Origin of the sequence: Segatella copri (assembly GCF_009495355.1) — a bacterium.
GTDB lineage: Bacteria > Bacteroidota > Bacteroidia > Bacteroidales > Bacteroidaceae > Prevotella.
This window is the reverse complement of the sequence record NZ_VZAD01000076.1, coordinates 35,222-54,873: the sequence shown is the minus strand read 5'-3', so window position 1 is coordinate 54,873 and position 19,652 is coordinate 35,222. Positions and strand designations below refer to the sequence as shown.

Sequence of the window (19,652 nt, the reverse complement as noted above, 5' to 3'; positions counted from 1 at the left end):
AAAAAAAAGCACGAATTTAGCATTATTTTGTTTTTCATGGGAGGTTAACGGCAAAAAGTGTCATTAGTATATTCATGCAGTAATTGCAAAAAAAATAAAAATCTCAACTGCAAAACAATATCGCCCCAACTGGAAAAATATTTTTTCCCAACTACAAAATTATTTTTTCACAATTAAGTATAGCTTACTGGCGAATAAATATACAAAGGCTTTCCTGTCACCTTTTTCTGGATTTGTTGCGAGATCTTAAAACATTTCTGTTAAGCCCAATCAGCCAAACAAAGACTAAACCTGTCTATTAAGACCGAAACGTACAACAATAACGGGCAAAGCAAGCCTTCTATTAAGACCAAAGCCTGTCATCTATTAAGACCAAGGCCTGCCATCTATTAAGCCTCATCATTCTGTCAAAGAATACAAAAAACGCCCATCAGCAAAAGCCAAAGAATTTTATGGCCGAAGAAAACTTCCCCGTCATGTATTGTCATTCTTAAAAAATAATGCAACAGCCTCGAAAAAGCCTGCAAAAGCCTACTGCACCCGATTTAAAGCAGCGAAACCTTTCCGTCAGCAATGTCAACGATCTTTTTACGGCGAGCTACACCTATTATATATAAAGCCTCTTTAGACGAGCAGTGAAAATAAGTCTTAACCACCTTGACAAGTTCCTCTTTGCTAACAGAGGTAGCCTCACCAACATATGCCTTGCGAACCGCCTTCTCTATATCAGCCATTTTGTACTCATGATGACGCTTGTGAAGATAAGAGAAAACAATAATAGCAAAGACTACTACCAAAACCACTAAGAGGATCAAATTCGAATTGCTCATGATATATAACAGTTAATAAATTGTTTATAAAATTTAGATATTCACATTCTCTCAACAATGCCCAAAGCATTACTTGTCGCTGCAAATATAATGAATTATCTTCAAACTTCCACATACATTACACAAAAAAAAGCAAAAAAAAATACTTTTCTATTGCCATATCAAAAAATATATGTAATTTTGCCCCTAAACTAAAAATACATAGTCGAAGTCCATAAGAAACATAAAGGTTCAACTATAAACATGAAAGAAACTGTAAAAAAAGCATTGACAGGCGATTTCAATCGCAAGAAAGGGCTCATGTTCCTCATCACTGCCCTACTTACTGTCTTGGTATGGAATCTACCTATTGACTGTTTTGGCATAGAAGGCCTGACCGTAGTACAACAACGCATCATCGCAATCTTTGTGATGGCTGTGATGTTATGGCTGACAGAGGCCATACCGGCATGGGCCACTTCCGTGGTCATCATTTTCGTATTGCTGTTTGGCGCGTCCAACTCAGCCTTCAACATCATGCAAGGTTCTGAGGGTGAATACGGAAACCTGCTGGAATACCAAGGTATCATGGCATGTTTTGCCGACCCAACCATCATCCTTTTCTTAGGAGGCTTCATCATGGCCATAGCTGCTACCAAAAGTCGCCTCGACGTACTCATGGCCAAGACACTCATCGCTCCTTTCGGCAAGCGTTCTGAAAATGTGCTTTTGGGCTTCATGCTCATCACAGGTATTTTCTCCATGTTTATATCCAACACCGCCACCGCTGCCATGATGCTTACTTTCCTGACACCGGTATTCAAGGCTCTGCCTGCCAATGGCAAGGGGCGAATAGCTCTCACCATGGCCATCCCCATCGGAGCCAACCTGGGCGGTATGGGAACGCCAATCGGAACACCTCCTAACGCATTTGCCTATAAGGTACTGACAGCTCCAGACGGTCTGAACCTCGATATCGGTTTCGGCGACTGGATGATGATTATGTGCCCGATGGTGATCGTGATGCTCGTCATTGCATGGTTTATCATCCGCAAGATGTTCCCATTCTCACAGAAAACCATCGACCTGAAGATTGAAGGCGAAATCGAGTTCAACTGGCGAACAATCGTTGTGGCAGGCACCTTTGTACTCACTATCCTGCTTTGGATTTTCGGCAAGAACTATCTTGGTATCAACGCCAACACCGTGGCCATGCTGCCAATAGCAGTATTTGCCTTCACGGGAGTAATTACAGCCAACGACCTGAAGGAAATAGACTGGGCCGTGATCTGGATGGTTGCCGGCGGATTTGCACTTGGACTTGCCATGAACGGAACAGGACTTGCCGAAGCAGCAGTTAAGAGCATTCCTTTCGGCGAATTCAACCCATTTGTCATCATGATAGTTTCAGGACTCGTATGCTTTACACTGAGTAACTTTATCAGCAACACGGCAACAGCAGCATTGCTGATACCTATCCTTACCGTGGTTTGTGCCGGTATGGGACATTCGCTCGACGCCATAGGTGGCACTTCTACCATTATAATAGGTGTGGCTGTTGCCGCTTCATGCGCCATGTCGCTCCCAATCTCCACTCCTCCTAATGCCATCGCCTACTCTACCGGCTTGATACAGCAAACCGACATGGTGAAGGCAGGTCTCAGCATAGGAGTCATCAGTATGATTATAGGATATGCTGTACTCATCACTTTCTGCAAGATGGGAGTCTTGTAAATAGCAAAAAAAAGAAACTTAAAGTCACGAATGAAGAAAATAGTAATCGGAATTGACGTTGGAATATCAACAACAAAGATTGTAGGAATTGACGAGAAGGGCATGGTGATCAGCCCTATCCGTATCAAGGCAACCGACCCCATCACTTCGCTCTACGGAGCCTTTGGCAAGTATCTGCACGACAACAAAATCAAGTTGGACGAAATAGAGCATGTCATGCTTACCGGAGTAGGCGCAGCCTATATTGACGAACACATATACGGCTTGCCCACCTCAAAAAGCGAAGAATTCATAGCAGACGGATTGGGAGCAAAATACGAAAGCAAACTTGACCGAATGATCGTTGTGAGCATGGGCACAGGCACCTCTTTGGTAAAATGCGATGGTGAAAACATCAAGCACATCGGAGGAATTGGAATCGGTGGAGGTACACTTGCCGGTCTGAGCCGAATAATGCTTAAAACCGATGACATTAAACAGATAACGAACCTTGCAAAAGACGGAGATGTATCAAAAATCAATCTCCTGATCAAAGACATCAGCGCCAAACCTCTTCCTGGACTTCCTATGAGTGCCGTGGCGTCACTCTTCAGCAATGCCAAGACCAATGCTTCTCGAGAAGACATCGCAAAGGGCCTTATCTGGATGGTGCTGCAATGCATCGGTTCTGCCACTATTCTGTCTTCGCTCGAATCGGGCATCAAAGATTTCGTACTCATAGGCAACCTGTCGCTTTTACCCTTGTGCCGAGAAGTTTATCCAGCTATGGAGAAGGTGTACGGAGTAAGATTCCATGTACCCAAGTATTCTGAATTCTGCACTGCCATAGGTGCGGCACTCGACTACAAGCGTCAACAAAAATAGAGCATATAAACACCTCAACCAAAGCCCTCTTCCATACACATCTACAGGAAAGGACTGATAAACAAGAAGTTATTCGTTTTGGACAACCGCCATTTTACAGAGTTGTCCAAAACGATTTTTTATACGCCTGATTTTCAGCGACTTGACATATTTTAACACAAGAAAAGTTATCCAAAACGTACAACTTTGGAATATCTTTACTATCTTTGCATTGTCCAAAACTAAGGTTTCTACACCTTCTTTTGACGTAATAAATTAGTATTAAGCAAATTAAATACATACCTTAAAGTAAAACAAGAAAATGATACAAACTGTAGTTAAGCGCGACGGACGCATCGTTGGTTTCAACGAACAAAAAATCATGGCAGCAATCCGCAAGGCAATGCTCCATACCGACAAGGGTGAAGACAGCTCCCTCATTGAGCAAATAACCGACCATGTGGCTTATCGTGGCAAAAGCCAGATGAGCGTAGAGGCCATTCAGGATGCAGTAGAACTGGAGCTGATGAAGAGCGCCCGCAAGGACGTGGCACAACGCTATATTGCCTACCGCAACCAGCGTAGTATTGCCCGTAAAGCAAAGACTCGCGATATATTCATGAGTATTGTGAATGCCAAAAATAACGATATCACCCGTGAAAACGCCAACATGAATGCCGACACACCCGCCGGCATGATGATGAAGTTTGCTTCAGAAACCACCAAACCATTTGTAGACGACTATCTTCTGAGCGAAGAGTCGCGCGACGCCGTCAAGCACAACTACCTCCACATACACGATAAGGATTACTATCCCACCAAGAGTCTTACCTGCGTACAGCATCCACTCGATGTCATCCTGCAGCATGGATTCACAGCCGGTCATGGCTCAAGCCGTCCTGCCAAGCGCATAGAGACAGCAGCCGTCCTGGCCTGTATCTCGCTGGAAACATGCCAGAACGAGATGCACGGAGGTCAGGCCATCCCTGCATTCGACTTCTATCTTGCTCCCTATGTACGCATGTCGTATCAGGAAGAGGTGAAAAATCTCGAAAAGTTGACAGGAAAGGATTTAAAACACCTTTATAATATAGAGATTGACGATTATCTGCAGAAAGACCTCGAGGGACTGGAAGGAGACGCGCGATTGGAACAGCATGCCATCAACAAGACTGTAAACCGCGTACATCAGGCAATGGAGGCTTTCATCCACAACATGAACACCATTCACTCACGTGGTGGAAACCAGGTAGTATTCTCATCCATCAACTACGGTACAGACACCAGTGCTGAAGGCCGCTGCATCATGCGCGAGATTCTGGAAAGCACCTACGAAGGTGTGGGCAACGGTGAGACAGCCATCTTCCCTATCCAGATTTGGAAGAAAAAACGTGGCGTGAACTATCTCCCAGAAGACCGCAACTATGATCTCTATCAATTAGCTTGCAAGGTGACAGCACGTCGCTTCTTCCCCAATTTCCTCAACCTCGATGCCACATTCAACCAAAATGAGAAATGGCATGCAGATGATCCTGAACGCTACAAGTGGGAAATTGCCACAATGGGTTGCCGCACCCGCGTGTTCGAAGACCGTTGGGGAGAAAAGACAAGTATTGCACGTGGAAACCTCAGTTTCTCTACCATCAATATTGTTAAACTTGCCATCGAATGCATGGGCATAGAGGACAAAAAGCAGCGCATCGACATGTTCTTTGCAAAATTGGACAACATCCTGCAGATTACAGCCAAGCAACTTGATGAACGCTTCCAGTTCCAGAAGACAGCAATGGCCAAGCAGTTCCCGCTGCTGATGAAATATCTCTGGATAGGTGCCGAGAAACTGAAACCAGAAGAATCTATAGAAAGTGTCATCAACCATGGAACTTTGGGTATAGGCTTTATCGGTCTGGCAGAATGCCTTGTAGCCCTTATTGGTCACCACCATGGTGAAAGCGAGGAAGCACAAGAACTCGGACTCAAGATTGTGACCTATATGCGCGACAGAGCCAATGGATTCAGCGAGGAGTATCATCACAACTACTCTATTCTCGCCACACCAGCCGAAGGACTCAGCGGTAAGTTTACAAAGAAAGACCGCAAGGAGTTTGGTATTATCCCTGGCGTGACCGACCGCGACTACTATACTAATTCCAACCACGTTCCAGTATACTATAAGTGCACAGCCTTGAAAAAGGCACAGATTGAGGCACCTTATCACGACCTCACACGTGGTGGACACATTTTCTATGTAGAAATTGACGGTGACGCAACCCATAATCCTTCAGTCATCTCGAGTGTAGTTGATATGATGGACAAATATAACATGGGATATGGATCAGTAAACCACAACCGCAATCGCTGTCTTGACTGTGGATATGAGAATGCAGATGCCAATCTGGAAGTATGCCCTAAGTGCGGAAGCCACCACATCGACAAGCTTCAGCGAATTACCGGTTATCTTGTAGGTACTACCGATCGTTGGAACAGCGGAAAGTTGGCCGAACTCCATGACCGCGTAACCCATATTGACACACCCAAGCAATAAGTGACTGAAGTTTCGCATGTACGGAAGTTATAGTAGTTAAAGAAGTTATCACTTCCTTCGGTCGTTAGAAGTTATAGCCAATAGCCTTTTTGGTTGTATATTTAGCTATAAAGCATATGGCTTTAACTTCTCTAACTTCTTTAAATTCTTTAACTTCCCCATTTGCGAAAGTTGAGTGATGAAGATACAAAAATTGAAAATTCTGACAATTGCATAACACAAAGATGATTAGCATTTTAAGCATCGTACACGACACAATGGTAGACGGTCCGGGATTCCGGACCTCTATTTATTGTGCAGGTTGTCCTAACCATTGTCCCGAATGCCACAACCCACAGTCGTGGGACATTAAAAACGGAACCATGACATCGACAGCCGACATCATGAAAGAAATCATGAGCGATCCCTTTGCCAATGTCACTTTCTCTGGTGGCGATCCTATGTTCCAGGCAGAAGGATTTACAGAACTGGCAAAAGCGATACGCAAAGAAAGTGACAAAACCATTTGGTGTTTTACCGGATACAAATATGAAAACTTACTGAAAAACCCCAAGCAACTCGCCTTGCTCCAACAGATAGATGTACTGGTAGACGGTCCCTTTATCAAAGACTTGCGCGATGAAGAACTGTTCTTCCGTGGCAGCAGCAATCAGCGCATCATCAACGTCAGAAAGTCATTGGAAAAAGGTGAAGTAGTAGAACTCATCTTCACAAAAGACAACCCTAACCCACAACTCTGACAGACACATCACACAATATCATTGCTTGCTGAAAAATCTGCATAGGAAGCATCCAACTCAGCCATCAATATTTTCACGTAATCGCGTTGCCAGTCATTCAAATGGCAGCGCTTGTCGTTGTAAAGCAGCAAGTCTGCATCAACAACCACAGTCCCCTTAGCCTTATCTTCAGGTTTTCTTCCGCACAGAACTTCTATCCGCTTCAGTTCTTCCTGCACCTGCTGCATTGACCTTGCAGAAGAAACCATCACCAGCATATTCAAAAACTTACAGGAAGACTCCATTCCGATAGGTTCTGTCCACAGCTGACGAGTAACCATGAGTTCACCAAAAGCTTGTCGCAGCAAACAGATGGCTTGTTCTATATGTTGCTCGGGAAACGTATTAGATCCCAAAGAAATGATAATTTTTGTCACTATAGTTACCTTTTTGGTTCTTTGCTGTGCAAAGTTAGTGAAAATACTTAAAAAAAACACCTGTTATCCGTATTTTTTTATATTTTTGCAATATGAACTGCATACGTAAACATATCATAAGCTTCGCCATGCTACTTATGTGCGCCACCAGTAGCGCACAAATGAAATGGAATCAAAGCTATCAGACATACATCAACCAGTATAAGGATCTCGCCATCGAGCAGATGCTTCGTTACCGCATACCCGCAAGTATCACTCTTGCCCAGGGACTCTTTGAGAGCCGAGCTGGACAGAGCGATCTCGCAAGACAAGGCAACAACCACTTTGGCATCAAATGCCATAACTGGACAGGTCCTACCCAATACCACGACGACGACGCACGCGGCGAATGCTTCAGAGTGTATCAGGATGCCAAAGAGAGTTATGAAGACCACAGCCGTTTTTTGGCCAAGCAACCTCGTTATTCACGCCTTTTCAGTCTCAACACCACAGATTACAAAGGATGGGCTCATGGACTTAAGTCGTGCGGTTATGCCACTAATCCCCAATATGCCAACAAACTCATTCAAATCATAGAACTTTACAGGCTACAAGACTATGACAAAGCCAAAAGCTACGACCGCTTTATGGCAACTCACAGCGGAACAGATGTTCCCATCAATGCAGAAGGGACACTACACCCCATACACATTTTCAACGACAACTATTATCTTTATGCTCGTGAAGGCGATACCTTCAAAAGCATAGGAAGAGAAGTGAACATCAGTTGGCGAAAGTTGGCTAAATACAACGAAAGAGACAAGAAGGCCATTCTGCACAAGGGCGACGTCATCTATCTGAAGAAGAAACGCAAAAAGGCACCCAAACAGTACAAGCGCCGTCCTCATACAGTAATGCCAGGTGAGAGCATGTACACCATCTCACAGAAATACGGCATACGTCTGAAGTACCTGTACAAGATGAACCATCTGTCACCGGACTACCAAATCCGTCCGGGCGCACAGTTGAAAGTAAGATAAAGATAAACAAAAATAACAAGACAGTCTGATGAAAAAAAGCATATTGACACTTCTCATAATCCTCACAATGATGCCAGGCATCACAAGTGCACAGGACTTTGGCAAATACTTCGTAGATAAAACTCTACGAATCGACTATATCTTTGCCGGCAACTCACAAAAGCAGATGATTGCAGTCGACGAGCTCAATGTCATGCCACGATGGTATGGGAAGAAGCATCGGCTCAACGAATTGCCAATGGAAGGTAATGGGCAAATCACGGTCCGCGACCATCAATCCGGCAATATAATCTATCGCAATTCCTTCTCTACACTCTTTCAGGAATGGCTCACCTACCCAGAAGCCAAAACGCAGACCAAGAGTTTCGAGAACATCTTCTTAGTACCCATGCCTAAAGACACGATTGATGTAACCATCGACCTGCGCAACAACCGTCGCGAAATCATGAGTACACTCACCCATCAGATAGTGCCCGACGACATCCTGATAAGACACAAAGGCGAGAATCCAACTCCCTTTGTAACACTTCATCAAGCAGCCGACACCACCAATTGCATCCATATTGCCTATCTGGCAGAAGGCTACAAGCAGGAAGAAATGGGACTGTTCATTAAAGATGCACAGACAGCTACCGATGCATTGTTTGCGCACGAACCATTCAAAAGCAAGAAAGACAAGTTTAACATCATAGCCGTCAAGTCGGATTCAGAAGAAAGCGGAACAAGCGAGCCATCCAAAGGCATCTGGAAGAACACTGCACTCAGTTCACATTTCGATACGTTCTACAGTGACAGATATCTTACTACACTCCATCTCAAAGATGTACACAACTGGCTTGCTGGCACTCCCTACGAACACATTATTATATTAGTAAATACTGAGAAATATGGCGGAGGCGGAATTCTGAACTCCTACAATCTCTCAATGACCCACAACGAATGGTTCAAGCCCGTAGTAGTACATGAGTTCGGACATTCTTTTGCCGGACTGGCTGATGAATACGCATACGAGGACGAGGCCATTCCGATGTATCCACACGATGTGGAACCATGGGAATCGAACATCACAACACTGGTCGATTTCAAAGGAAAATGGGAAAACCTGATCAAGCCTGGCACGCCTATTCCTACCCCACTCTCACGCAAAGCCAAAGACGTGATGACCAAAGTAGGCGTCTACGAAGGAGCTGGCTACAGCCTCAAAGGCGTATACCGAGGCACACAAGACTGCCGCATGAGAACCAATCAGAATCCTGAGTTCTGCCCAGTCTGCCAACAGGCTATCAGCCGCGTCATAGATTTCTATACCAAATAAAGATAAAAATTCTTTAAGTAACCATTAAACGAGAAAACCGATATGAAAAAACTGACAACAGCCATCAATTATCTATTAGTACAACCCGACGAACTGCCCCCTGCAGAACAAGCATTGGTACAAAAAGCCATTGACGCGACAAATAATTCATATGCACGATACAGCAACTTTCACGTAGGAGCAGCCTGCTTGTTAGAAAACGGAAATGTTGTTATTGGAGCTAATCAGGAGAATGCAGCATTCCCCTCTGGACTGTGTGCTGAGCGTACAGCCATATTTGCCGCACAGGCCAATCATCCCGATCAGCCTATCACAACCCTTGCCATAGCCGCAAGAAATGTCAATGGATTGCTGAAGTCGCCCATATCACCTTGCGGTGCCTGCCGACAAGTAGTACTCGAGATAGAAGACCGTTACCAGCGACCTGTACGCATCTTGCTATACGGCACAGAGGGCATCTATGTGTTTGAAAGCATCAAGGACTTACTTCCCTTTAGCTTTGTTGATGCCAATATGCACTAAAGCCTCGCCTGCCACTTTGCCATTCAGTGCCTTCAGCATATTTCCTATCTGCGCCATACGAGCCGGTTCTTCGCCTGGCCGATATTTACGAAAACAGTTCTGGGCTGCATAAAAGTTGCTCCATGCATCAGCCCAGTCTTCGCCAAACAGAAAGCAGAAACCTAAACGGTAATATGCCTCGGCACGCTCTTTTTCATAGCACAGTTTGAGCATATCTTGATAGCAGGGTACAGCTTTCTCGTAATGCCTGAGATTAAAATAGCTCTCAGCCAAGGCCCAATAGTAAAAAGAACGCTCATGGGGTGCGAAGTTCACCAACTTGGGAATTGCGACAGTCAGATGTTTTACGGCATTCTCATAGTCCCACTCGTAATAATAGCATACACCCAAATATGCTTTATAACGAGGGTTCAGACGATATTGCTTATCCAGTCCCTGTAGGATAAGCAGACACTCATGATATTTCTGGGAAGCGAAGTATTCCAAAGCCTTACCCAATTGCTCTGCATCTTTTTGCTTGTTGTGGGTTGGAGCGCTTTGGGCATGTGTCAAAAGGCAAACGAAAACAAAAGCAATAAGGGTTAGCCATCTCGTAGCCAACCCTTTGCTCTTATATAGCAAGTTCTGCATATATGTCCTTTCCTTTGCCAATTTCTGTTATTTGCCGCTTTCGCTTTCTTCTGCCTTTTCCCGATGCTGATAACAACCTGCATCAGGTTTTTCTTGTTCTCGTTCTGTGCCGTCTCTATCAGGTGCCGAAGACTTAGGATTTGCCCATCCCACAGCTGCCGACTTACTTAGAAGACGGAAGTCATATACTAAATTATCTGTATCAAATTTCACGAAATGTTCTTTTCCGAAGAAAATGTACTTACCTTCACGCTCTATAGAATCGCCTTTCTCATAGAGAATACTGTCACCAAAGACTACATCAGGACACTTTTCCTTATCCTTGTCATTCATCTCCACTGTACGCAATACACTGTAACTGAAGTTAGCTTTCAGAGGTTGTTCCTCTACTGGCGTCCATACCACTTCATCATCAGCATAGCCCGTGACAAGAGAGTTGGTTACATCCAACTGATATACAGGCGCCTTGAATCCTAATGCCGACTTACGGCGAGAATCAAATGGATAAAACTGAGCCAAGGTTGTATAATTCATAGTTACCGAACCGCCATAGACATAAAGACAATGATTCAGCGTATTGGATATCTGACAATTCTCTATCTTGACAATGGCAGCAGAGTCTACCATGACTCCATATCCCTGGCAATTATGAACAGTAGACTGCAACAGTTCTAATTTTGACAATTTTGAGACAGTCTCGTCATGACAAGAATCAACCATTATACCATTATACGCACTATGGATATCCGCAAACTGAATTTTGTTTCCAACCGAGGAACTACGAAGTCGCAAACCTTGCCACTGACCAGGAGTACGGTCGTAAGGCAGATAGTCAAACATATTGTCGATGCGGTCTCCCCTCAACAAAACCTCGTTGCCTTTTTCACCTTCTATCTTCAGTGTTCCATATACATCAAGTCCGGCATTCTCATGAAAATAAAGTTTCACACCTGGCTTGATTGTCAATGTGGCAGTACTGTCTACCTTGATGCCTCCATATACGACAATCGGTTTTCCCTGATTCGAAAAGACTTCGTTTACCCCCTTGGCAATTATCTTATCTTTCAAAAACTCGGCATCCCAGGAATATGCATTGAGGTTCACCTTCTGTTGCACACCACTCTCAAGCAGGAATATCAGATTGTCTTCTACCAGATTGGGCACATCAGTATGCTGCAATTTGGAAGTAAGCTCAACAAACACCCTGATACTATCTCCCTTGCGTATTTCCACATCCTGAGTCTGAAAACCAGAAGTCTGTCCAAGATAAGTACCATCTACATTGACTCTGAAACCATTCTGATTACCACTTTCCAGTCGCACAGACTGACATCTGATACCTTTGCCCGCGCGATTATAAACCCACATGGTCTTAGTAGGTGTAGGTACGTTAGAGAAAGTTGTGTCCAGACTCAACGTATCCACGGAAAAAGACAGCACATCACTTGCAGATGTTGTAAAACTGTCATCATCTACACACGAGGCTGTCATCAGTCCGAAGACTACACATATTATATAAAATATAGCTTTAATCTTTTTCATTATCTATATAACGAAAAAATTCCCATCTTATTGCTTTATGCCATTTCACATGTGAGAAGTTAAGGCTATTTAAGAAATAATGCACACCAAAAGTTCCCTTCGTGCACTCACCACCAACTTACCCTACAAGAACAAGGCAAAGATAGAAGCGCCTATAACGGTCATCACACCACATACCACAATAGAGAGGCTGCTCATAGCTCCTTCTATCGTTCCCATTTCCATGGCCTTGACTGTACCAAGTGCATGAGACGAACAACCTATGGCTATACCCCTGGCAATTGGTTCTTCTATACGCAACAGTTTAAGGAAGATCTCAGCAAAGATATTTCCCAACACTCCTGTAATGATAATGACTACTACCGATACAGAGACATGTCCTCCCAACTCTTCTGCCACACCAATACCTATCGCCGTCGTGATTGACTTTGGCAAGAAAGTGACATAAGCGGCATGATCGAAATGAAAAAGTATTGCCAGAATCAATACAGAGCACAAACTGGCAAGCACACCCGACGAGATTCCTATCAGCACTGCCTTATAATTACGCTTCAATAGTTCCACCTGCTGATACAAAGGCACAGCAAGACATATGGTTGCCGGAGTGAGAAGGAAACTGATACAATTGGCGCTGGCATTATACGAAGAGTAGTTGACACCTGTTATCAACAGAACCACAATTACCAACACGATAGATATCAAAAGAGGATTCATCAAAGACCAACCCGTCTTAATTTTCAAAGCCAGACCAATGCTGTAAGATGCCAAACTAAGCAGCACACCGAAAAATACCGAATCTTGAAATACAGACATCATTTTTTCTTTTCCTTTCCTTTTCGTATAACATATTGCGTCAGAACTCCCGACACTCCCATTACAACAAACGTACTGACGATTGTAACTACTACATATTGCAACCAGGCATTGCTGATAGCCGACCACGAATCTATGAGTCCTACAGCAGCGGGGATGAACATTACCGGCATGACTGCAATCAGAAAGCTGCTTGTCTCACGAATATCCTTCACTTTGATCCATTTCAGTTCAAGAGCCATAAAGAGCAAGACAATACCATAAATACTCGCTGGAATGGGCAACGGCAGGCAGTAATGGAGCAATTCACCCATAAAAGAAAAAGCGATGATAATCAAAAACTGTATGAGATATTTCATTGTTAACTATATGGTTTTCTAAGAAAACATTATTTGTTTTTTATTTCTTGAATATACTGCTCAATAAATCTCGCTGTTTTCTCTGTACCCAAACGCACACTGTCAACACACAAATCATAATCCTGAGCATTACCCCATGTCAACTCCGTATAATATTTGTGATAAGCCTCACGGCACTCATCTGTATGTTCTACGAAATCCTTGGCATCCGCAAAAGAAATATGTTGTTCCTGTTGAACTGCATCCACACGCTCATCAAGACCTCCTTTCAAGAAGAGCGATACCAGATCCTTGCGTTCTCTGAAAATATAATTACCACATCTTCCAATGATGATACAGTCCTCATCTCCTATCATTGCAGCAAGAGCATGCAATGGCTTTTCCGTCAAGTCGCGTCTATTCTCTCCAAAAGAAGAAATGGCAAAGAGCAACTCATCGACAGGACGTTCATCAAAAAAAGATTCCATCTCGTCAAGCATACCTCTTTTGTCAGCCATCTCCAGCAAGTTTTTACGAGTATAAAAAGGAATACCATAATGCTTCGAAAGCAACTTACCAACATTTGCAGCACCACAACCACACTGCCTTGCTATTGTTATTATCATACTGAAAACTATTTAGTGTATCAATTTACATATAACAAAAAAGCTAAGAAGAAAATTCTTCTTAGCCTTATTGTCGGGGCGACAGGATTCGAACCTGCGACCACCTGGTCCCAAACCAGGAGCGCTACCGGGCTGCGCTACACCCCGAAATACAATACATAAATGAACTAAGAATAAGTCGGGGCGACAGGATTCGAACCTGCGACCACCTGGTCCCAAACCAGGAGCGCTACCGGGCTGCGCTACACCCCGAAATACAATACATAAATGAACTAAGAATAAGTCGGGGCGACAGGATTCGAACCTGCGACCACCTGGTCCCAAACCAGGAGCGCTACCGGGCTGCGCTACACCCCGAAATACAATACATAAATGAACTAAGAATAAGTCGGGGCGACAGGATTCGAACCTGCGACCACCTGGTCCCAAACCAGGAGCGCTACCGGGCTGCGCTACACCCCGTTTATATTCTTTTTAGCTCATCTTGTACACAGTATCAACTGCATTTCTGATTTGCGGTTGCAAAGGTAGTACTATTTTTTGATTCCACCAAATTTTTCATTAACTTTTTTCCAAAAATGCCTCAAAAAAAGAACATCTAAGCAATCATAGACAGGAGCAACAGCCCCCTACACACAACAACAATATGATTTACAGAACATCCTCGTAGTTTCATACTAAAAGAAAAAGTTGCATTTCCACGAATAAAACGTGAGAAATGCAACTTTTATTTTAGCTTAATGTAGTGACTCGATTACTTAACCTTGTCAACGATAGCCTTGAAAGCCTCAGGGTTGTTTACAGCGAGGTCAGCGAGAACCTTACGGTTAATCTCGATACCTGCCTTGTGCAGAGCACCCATCAACTGGCTATAGCTCATGTTCTCAAGACGCGCAGCAGCGTTGATACGCTGAATCCACAATGCGCGGAAGTTACGCTTCTTGTTACGACGGTCACGATAAGCGTAGGTAAGACCCTTCTCCCAAGTGTTCTTAGCTACTGTCCATACATTCTTGCGAGCTCCATAATAACCCTTAGTGAGCTTCAAGATTTTTGTTCTTTTTGCTTTAGATGCAACGTGATTTACTGATCTTGGCATAATTTTCTTTCTTTAAAAGTTCGACTAAAAAGTTAATAATTAACGAAGGCAGAGCAAGTCGCGTACCTGCTTCAGATTTGAACGATCTACGAGAGTCTCACCAAGGAGGTTTCTCTTCTGCTTCTTTGTCTTCTTAGTCAAGATGTGACTGTGATAAGCGTGATGACGCTTGATCTTACCTGTACCGGTGAAACGGAATCTCTTCTTTGCGCCGGAATTAGTCTTTACTTTTGGCATTTTTACTTTTAATTTAAATTGTTATTTATTTAACGGATGGCAACGCATATACCACGGCGTTACGCATCTCTTTTTTCTCTATTAATCCTCGTTGTTCTCTGCGAGTTTCTTCAGGGCATCACCACCCTTAGCGTTGGCAAGCAAACCATTCTTCTCTGCATTGGCATCACGTTCTGCCTGCGCAGCAGCCTTGGCTTCAGCCTCACGCTTCTCACGATCCATTTTCTGCTGGCTCTTCTTGGCTACACCAGCCTTCTTTGGACTGAGATAGAGGAACATCTTCTTACCTTCAAGCTTAGGCATTTGCTCTACCTTGCCATACTCTTCCAAGTCGTTGGCAAAACGAAGCAAAAGAACTTCACCCTGTTCCTTGAAAAGGATGCTTCGACCACGGAAGAACACATAGGCTCTCACCTTGTTACCTTCGTTAAGGAAGTCTTGTGCATGCTTCAACTTGAACTGATAGTCATGCTCATCAGTCTGAGGTCCGAAACGAATCTCCTTTGTCTCTACCTTCACCTGCTTCTGCTTCATTTCCTTTGCATGCTTCTTCTGCTGGTAAAGGAACTTAGAATAGTCGACTATACGACAAACAGGTGGCTGTGCATTTGGAGAAATCTCCACGAGGTCTACTCCTTCTTGGCGAGCCATATCAAGGGCTTTGCGTGTTGGCATCACTTCAGATCCGCCTTCACTCACTACTCTTACTTCACGTACGCGTATCTGTTCATTTACGCGATACTGATTTTTCATTTTGTCATTCTTCATTAACTATTCTAATGTCAATTTTTTATTAAACGGCTGCAAAGTTACGATTTTTTAGTCAACTCTCCAAATTTTCAAAGAGTTATTTTTAATTTTTGCCACATATTTTGCTGCTGGTAATAAAAAAATCACGCAAAATTCACTTACAAGGCTTGTTTTAGGGATCGCAGATTTCGTAGATGACGTAGTCTTTTCATTCTTGCGATATTCTTAAGCATTAAGTATATTGTAGCGATGAGGTTCCCGTCATCTATGAAACAACAAGTATTTCCCTAAAAAAATCACGCAGATTACCCAAACTACGCCAATTTTCCGAATACCCCCACAAAGAATACCCAAAGAAATTCTGCGAAATCTGCGAAATCTGCGTGACTAATATATATATCAGCTTGAAAAGGCCTACTCCTCAGCAGCCTTCAACTGCTCAGCTACCTCAGCATTGATGCGCTGAGCAAACTCTTCCATTGACATGGTAGCCTGCTCGCCACCACCCTGCTTACGCATAGAAACCAAACCCTCAGCGCTTTCCTTCTCACCTACGATAACCATATAAGGAACTCGCTTCAACTCGTTGTCACGAATCTTACGGCCAATCTTCTCGTTACGGTCATCTACCAAAGCACGAACGCCCTGCTTGTCGAAGTACTGACGTACCTTCTGGGCATAATCGTTGAACTTCTCTGAGATAGGAAGAATAGCAACCTGGTCTGGAGTCAACCACAATGGGAAGTGACCGGCTGTATGCTCGATGAGAACGGCTGTGAAACGCTCCAATGAACCGAATGGTGCACGGTGGATCATCACAGGAGTCTTCTTTGAGTTATCCTCAGCGGTATATTCCAGCTTGAAACGCTCTGGCAAGTTGTAATCCACCTGGATAGTACCCAACTGCCAGCGACGACCGATGGCATCCTTTACCATAAAGTCGAGCTTAGGACCATAGAAGGCAGCCTCGCCAACCTCCTCACGAGTCTCAAGACCCTTCTCCTTGCAAGCCTCGCGGATAGCGTTCTCGCTCTCTGCCCAAATCTCCTCAGAACCGATGTACTTCTCGGTATCCTTAGGATCGTGGAGTGAAATCTGCGCCTCGTAGTTCTCGAAACCGAAGATCTTGAATACCTTCAAGATTACGTCGATTACATTCTCGAACTCAGACTTCACCTGATCTGAACGGACGAAGATGTGGGCATCATCCTGAGTAAATGTACGGACACGAGTCAAACCGTGGAGCTCACCGCTCTTCTCATAGCGGAACACGGTACCGAACTCTGCAATACGCAAAGGAAGATCCTTGTAAGAACGAGGCTTACGAGCATAGATCTCGCAGTGGTGAGGACAGTTCATTGGCTTAAGCATATACTCCTCATCCTCCTCAGGAGTCTGGATAGGCTGGAATGCATCCTTGCCATAATGAGCATAGTGACCAGATGTCACATAGAGGCTCTTGCCACCAATACCTGGACAGATAACCTCCTGATAGTTATAAGGTTTCAGGAGAGAACGGAGCAACTCCTGCAGACGCAGACGGAGCTGTGTACCCTTTGGCAACCAGATAGGAAGACCCTTACCTACACGCTCAGAGAACATGAAGAGTTCCATCTCCTTACCGATCTTACGGTGGTCGCGCTTCTTAGCCTCTTCGAGAACCACGAGGTACTCATCGAGCATCTTCTTCTTAGGGAAGCTGATACCGTAGATACGGGTCATCTGCTCACGCTTGGCATCACCGCGCCAGAAAGCACCAGCCACACTTGTAATCTTCACGGCCTTGATAAGACCAGTGCTCATCAAGTGAGGACCACGGCAGAGGTCGGTGAAGTTACCTTGGGTATATGTGGTGATGGTGCCATCCTCCAAGTCCTGCTCAATGTGCTCGCACTTGTACTGCTGACCGTCGGCCTTGAACTCAGCGAGTGCATCAGCCTTAGCAATCTCCTTACGAACCACAGGCTCGTTCTTCTTGGCAAGCTCCATCATCTTAGCCTCAATCTTAGCGAAGTCATTCTCAGAAATCACCTGACCCTCAGCTGGCATCACATCGTAGAAGAAACCGCTCTCTACGGCTGGACCGAAACCAAACTGGATGCCTGGATAAAGCTCCTGAAGAGCCTCTGCGAGCAAGTGGGCAGAAGTATGCCAGAAGGTATGCTTGCCCTGCTCATCTTCAAACTTATAGAGTTCTACATTAGCATCCTCATTGATAGGACGGTTCAACTCTACTGTCTCACCATTTACACCGCAAGATACAACGTTGCGAGCGAGAGCCGGTGAGATACTCTCGGCGATTTGTAAACCAGTTACGCCCTGCTCATACTCACGAACAGATCCGTCTGGGAATGTGATTTTTACCATAACAACTTAGTATTTTTATTAAATCAAATGCAAAAGTAATGCTTTTTTGCATACGACGCACATATTTTTCCAACTTTTTTTTGTTCTGACTATTTTTTATTGTATTTTTGCAGACAGGAAACATTTATTTTCACCATCTCTACACTAAAAGAGGAGGTAGAAACAAAAAAAATGCATAACCCTACAATAAGTTTAAGGAATAAAAAGATTAAAAGTACAAGATATGGCGGCAGCTCGGATTTTGATTATATACACAGGAGGAACCATCGGCATGGGAAAAAATGTCGAGACTGGTATCCTTGAGCCTCTTGACTTCAACCATTTAGTTTCCTCAATGCCCGAATTCCAGCTCATACAAGCCGACATCGATGTACGTAAATTCGACCCACCTATCGACTCCAGTGATATGGATCCTATGCGGTGGGCAGAATTAGTAGGACTGATAGCCAATAATTACGAAGAATATGACGGTTTTGTCATCCTGCATGGAACCGACACCATGGCCTATACAGCATCAGCCCTTTCCTTTATGTTGGAAAACCTCACCAAACCTGTCATCCTCACAGGAAGCCAGCTGCCTATTGGTGAGTTGCGAACCGACGGAAAGGAGAACCTCATGACTGCTATAGAATTGGCTTCGATGAAGAACAAGGAAGGAAGACCTATGGTTCCAGAGGTATGCATCTTCTTTAATGGCAGACTGCTGCGAGGCAACCGAGCCATCAAGATTAATGCGGAAGGTTTTCATGCCTTCGACTCCTTCAACCATCCCCATCTCTGCGATGTGGGCATCAACTTCTCCTTCCACGACCATCACATCCTGACGCCAGACTATGACAAGCCTATGGTTCCACACCTGAAGCTCGATCCGAACGTCATCGTCTTCAGTCTCTTTCCAGGCATACAGGATGCCATCGTGCGTCATGTACTCGAGTCACCTACTCTACGAGGCATTGTGATGCGAACTTACGGCTCGGGCAATGCTCCTCAGGCACCTTGGATTATGCGTCTGCTCGACCAGGCTGCCCATCGCGGTGTCAACATCATCAATATCAGTCAATGTCTTACGGGAAGTGTGGAAATGAGCAGATACGGAGCCGGCTTCCAGCTAAAGATAGCCCACGTTATCAGTGGACGCGACAGTACCGTGGAAGCAGCTGTCACCAAGCTGATGTACCTGCAAGGCCGATACAGCGACAACAAGATAGTACGTGAGAAGTTACAACAATCGCTTGCGGGTGAAATCACACTATAAACCAATGTACCCTAAGAAGCTATATATAAAAAGATATAGGCTTTGTGGATTA

At 44.4% G+C, this 19,652-nt stretch carries 19 protein-coding genes and 4 tRNA genes; 8 read left to right on the top strand and 15 right to left on the bottom strand.

The features are described 5' to 3' along the window. Window positions 1–545 precede the first annotated feature (545 nt). On the bottom strand, window positions 546–830 hold the full coding sequence (locus F7D20_RS10205; RefSeq protein WP_158463948.1) for a hypothetical protein: 285 nt from the start codon (window positions 828–830) through the stop codon (window positions 546–548). A 243-nt stretch (window positions 831–1,073) separates the two neighbouring features. Here F7D20_RS10205 and F7D20_RS10200 point away from each other — a divergent pair, with 243 nt between their 5' ends. From F7D20_RS10200 to nrdG, 4 genes are all read left to right on the top strand, one after another. Then, on the top strand, window positions 1,074–2,543 hold the full coding sequence (locus F7D20_RS10200; protein ID WP_158463947.1) for an SLC13 family permease: 1,470 nt from the start codon (window positions 1,074–1,076) through the stop codon (window positions 2,541–2,543). 30 nt (window positions 2,544–2,573) lie between these two features. Further along, window positions 2,574–3,407 (top strand): type II pantothenate kinase, encoded by an 834-nt coding sequence (gene coaW / locus F7D20_RS10195; protein WP_022251621.1) that lies wholly within the window; start codon window positions 2,574–2,576, stop codon window positions 3,405–3,407. A gap of 301 nt (window positions 3,408–3,708) precedes the next feature. Next, on the top strand, window positions 3,709–5,931 hold the full coding sequence (locus tag F7D20_RS10190; RefSeq protein ID WP_158463946.1) for an anaerobic ribonucleoside triphosphate reductase: 2,223 nt from the start codon (window positions 3,709–3,711) through the stop codon (window positions 5,929–5,931). A 224-nt stretch (window positions 5,932–6,155) separates the two neighbouring features. Beyond that, window positions 6,156–6,671, top strand: a complete 516-nt coding sequence (gene nrdG, locus F7D20_RS10185; protein ID WP_158463945.1) for an anaerobic ribonucleoside-triphosphate reductase activating protein — start codon at window positions 6,156–6,158, stop codon at window positions 6,669–6,671. Between the two features lie 8 nt (window positions 6,672–6,679). Here nrdG and F7D20_RS10180 read toward each other — a convergent pair whose 3' ends face one another. Next, window positions 6,680–7,087, bottom strand: a complete 408-nt coding sequence (locus tag F7D20_RS10180; protein WP_158463944.1) for a 2-amino-4-hydroxy-6-hydroxymethyldihydropteridine diphosphokinase — start codon at window positions 7,085–7,087, stop codon at window positions 6,680–6,682. Window positions 7,088–7,248: 161 nt separating this feature from the next. On the opposite strand from F7D20_RS10180, the gene F7D20_RS10175 reads away from it, so the two are divergent. The 3 genes from F7D20_RS10175 to cdd are packed head-to-tail and all read left to right on the top strand — an operon-like array spanning window position 7,249 to window position 9,943. Then, complete coding sequence (locus F7D20_RS10175; protein ID WP_437182668.1) at window positions 7,249–8,106, top strand: glucosaminidase domain-containing protein; 858 nt, start codon at window positions 7,249–7,251, stop codon at window positions 8,104–8,106. A 28-nt stretch (window positions 8,107–8,134) separates the two neighbouring features. Continuing rightward, a complete protein-coding gene (locus F7D20_RS10170) occupies window positions 8,135–9,421 on the top strand; it encodes a M64 family metallopeptidase (RefSeq protein WP_158463942.1) in 1,287 nt (428 codons plus the stop codon). Window positions 9,422–9,463: 42 nt separating this feature from the next. Beyond that, window positions 9,464–9,943 (top strand): cytidine deaminase, encoded by a 480-nt coding sequence (gene cdd, locus F7D20_RS10165; protein WP_022251615.1) that lies wholly within the window; start codon window positions 9,464–9,466, stop codon window positions 9,941–9,943. Here cdd and F7D20_RS10160 read toward each other — a convergent pair. The 13 genes from F7D20_RS10160 to thrS all read right to left on the bottom strand — a co-directional run bounded on the left by F7D20_RS10160 (window position 9,905) and on the right by thrS (window position 18,345). Further along, window positions 9,905–10,495: a tetratricopeptide repeat protein gene (locus tag F7D20_RS10160; RefSeq protein ID WP_158463941.1), complete on the bottom strand. Its 591-nt coding sequence runs from the start codon at window positions 10,493–10,495 to the stop codon at window positions 9,905–9,907. The two genes, cdd and F7D20_RS10160, sit on opposite strands and share 39 nt — an antisense overlap. Window positions 10,496–10,600: 105 nt before the next feature. Then, on the bottom strand, window positions 10,601–12,115 hold the full coding sequence (locus F7D20_RS10155; RefSeq protein WP_158463940.1) for a right-handed parallel beta-helix repeat-containing protein: 1,515 nt from the start codon (window positions 12,113–12,115) through the stop codon (window positions 10,601–10,603). Between the two features lie 123 nt (window positions 12,116–12,238). Next, window positions 12,239–12,931, bottom strand: a complete 693-nt coding sequence (locus F7D20_RS10150; protein ID WP_158463939.1) for an LrgB family protein — start codon at window positions 12,929–12,931, stop codon at window positions 12,239–12,241. Further along, the gene (locus F7D20_RS10145) at window positions 12,928–13,287 is read right to left on the bottom strand and encodes a CidA/LrgA family protein (RefSeq protein WP_022251611.1); all 360 of its coding nucleotides are present in this window, start codon (window positions 13,285–13,287) and stop codon (window positions 12,928–12,930) included. Before F7D20_RS10145 ends, F7D20_RS10150 begins: the two co-directional genes overlap by 4 nt. Before the next feature lie 29 nt (window positions 13,288–13,316). Next, the gene (locus tag F7D20_RS10140) at window positions 13,317–13,892 is read right to left on the bottom strand and encodes an AAA family ATPase (protein WP_022251610.1); all 576 of its coding nucleotides are present in this window, start codon (window positions 13,890–13,892) and stop codon (window positions 13,317–13,319) included. 73 nt (window positions 13,893–13,965) lie between these two features. Continuing rightward, a tRNA-Pro gene (locus F7D20_RS10135) sits at window positions 13,966–14,039 on the bottom strand. A gap of 31 nt (window positions 14,040–14,070) precedes the next feature. Continuing rightward, window positions 14,071–14,144: transfer RNA gene (locus tag F7D20_RS10130), tRNA-Pro, on the bottom strand. A gap of 31 nt (window positions 14,145–14,175) precedes the next feature. Further along, window positions 14,176–14,249 (bottom strand) — tRNA-Pro (locus F7D20_RS10125). A gap of 31 nt (window positions 14,250–14,280) precedes the next feature. Beyond that, window positions 14,281–14,354: transfer RNA gene (locus F7D20_RS10120), tRNA-Pro, on the bottom strand. A 292-nt stretch (window positions 14,355–14,646) separates the two neighbouring features. After that, window positions 14,647–14,991, bottom strand: coding sequence for a 50S ribosomal protein L20 (rplT, locus tag F7D20_RS10115; RefSeq protein ID WP_022111350.1), 345 nt, complete (start codon window positions 14,989–14,991; stop codon window positions 14,647–14,649). A 39-nt stretch (window positions 14,992–15,030) separates the two neighbouring features. Beyond that, window positions 15,031–15,228, bottom strand: a complete 198-nt coding sequence (gene rpmI, locus F7D20_RS10110) for a 50S ribosomal protein L35 (RefSeq protein WP_022111351.1) — start codon at window positions 15,226–15,228, stop codon at window positions 15,031–15,033. Between the two features lie 81 nt (window positions 15,229–15,309). Next, entirely contained in the window at window positions 15,310–15,996 is a 687-nt protein-coding gene (infC, locus tag F7D20_RS10105) for a translation initiation factor IF-3 (RefSeq protein WP_158463938.1), read from the bottom strand. Between the two features lie 396 nt (window positions 15,997–16,392). Then, window positions 16,393–18,345, bottom strand: coding sequence for a threonine--tRNA ligase (gene thrS, locus F7D20_RS10100; protein ID WP_158463937.1), 1,953 nt, complete (start codon window positions 18,343–18,345; stop codon window positions 16,393–16,395). Between the two features lie 223 nt (window positions 18,346–18,568). On the opposite strand from thrS, the gene F7D20_RS10095 reads away from it, so the two are divergent. Then, on the top strand, window positions 18,569–19,600 hold the full coding sequence (locus tag F7D20_RS10095; RefSeq protein ID WP_158463936.1) for an asparaginase: 1,032 nt from the start codon (window positions 18,569–18,571) through the stop codon (window positions 19,598–19,600). The last annotated feature ends 52 nt before the right edge of the window (window positions 19,601–19,652 follow it).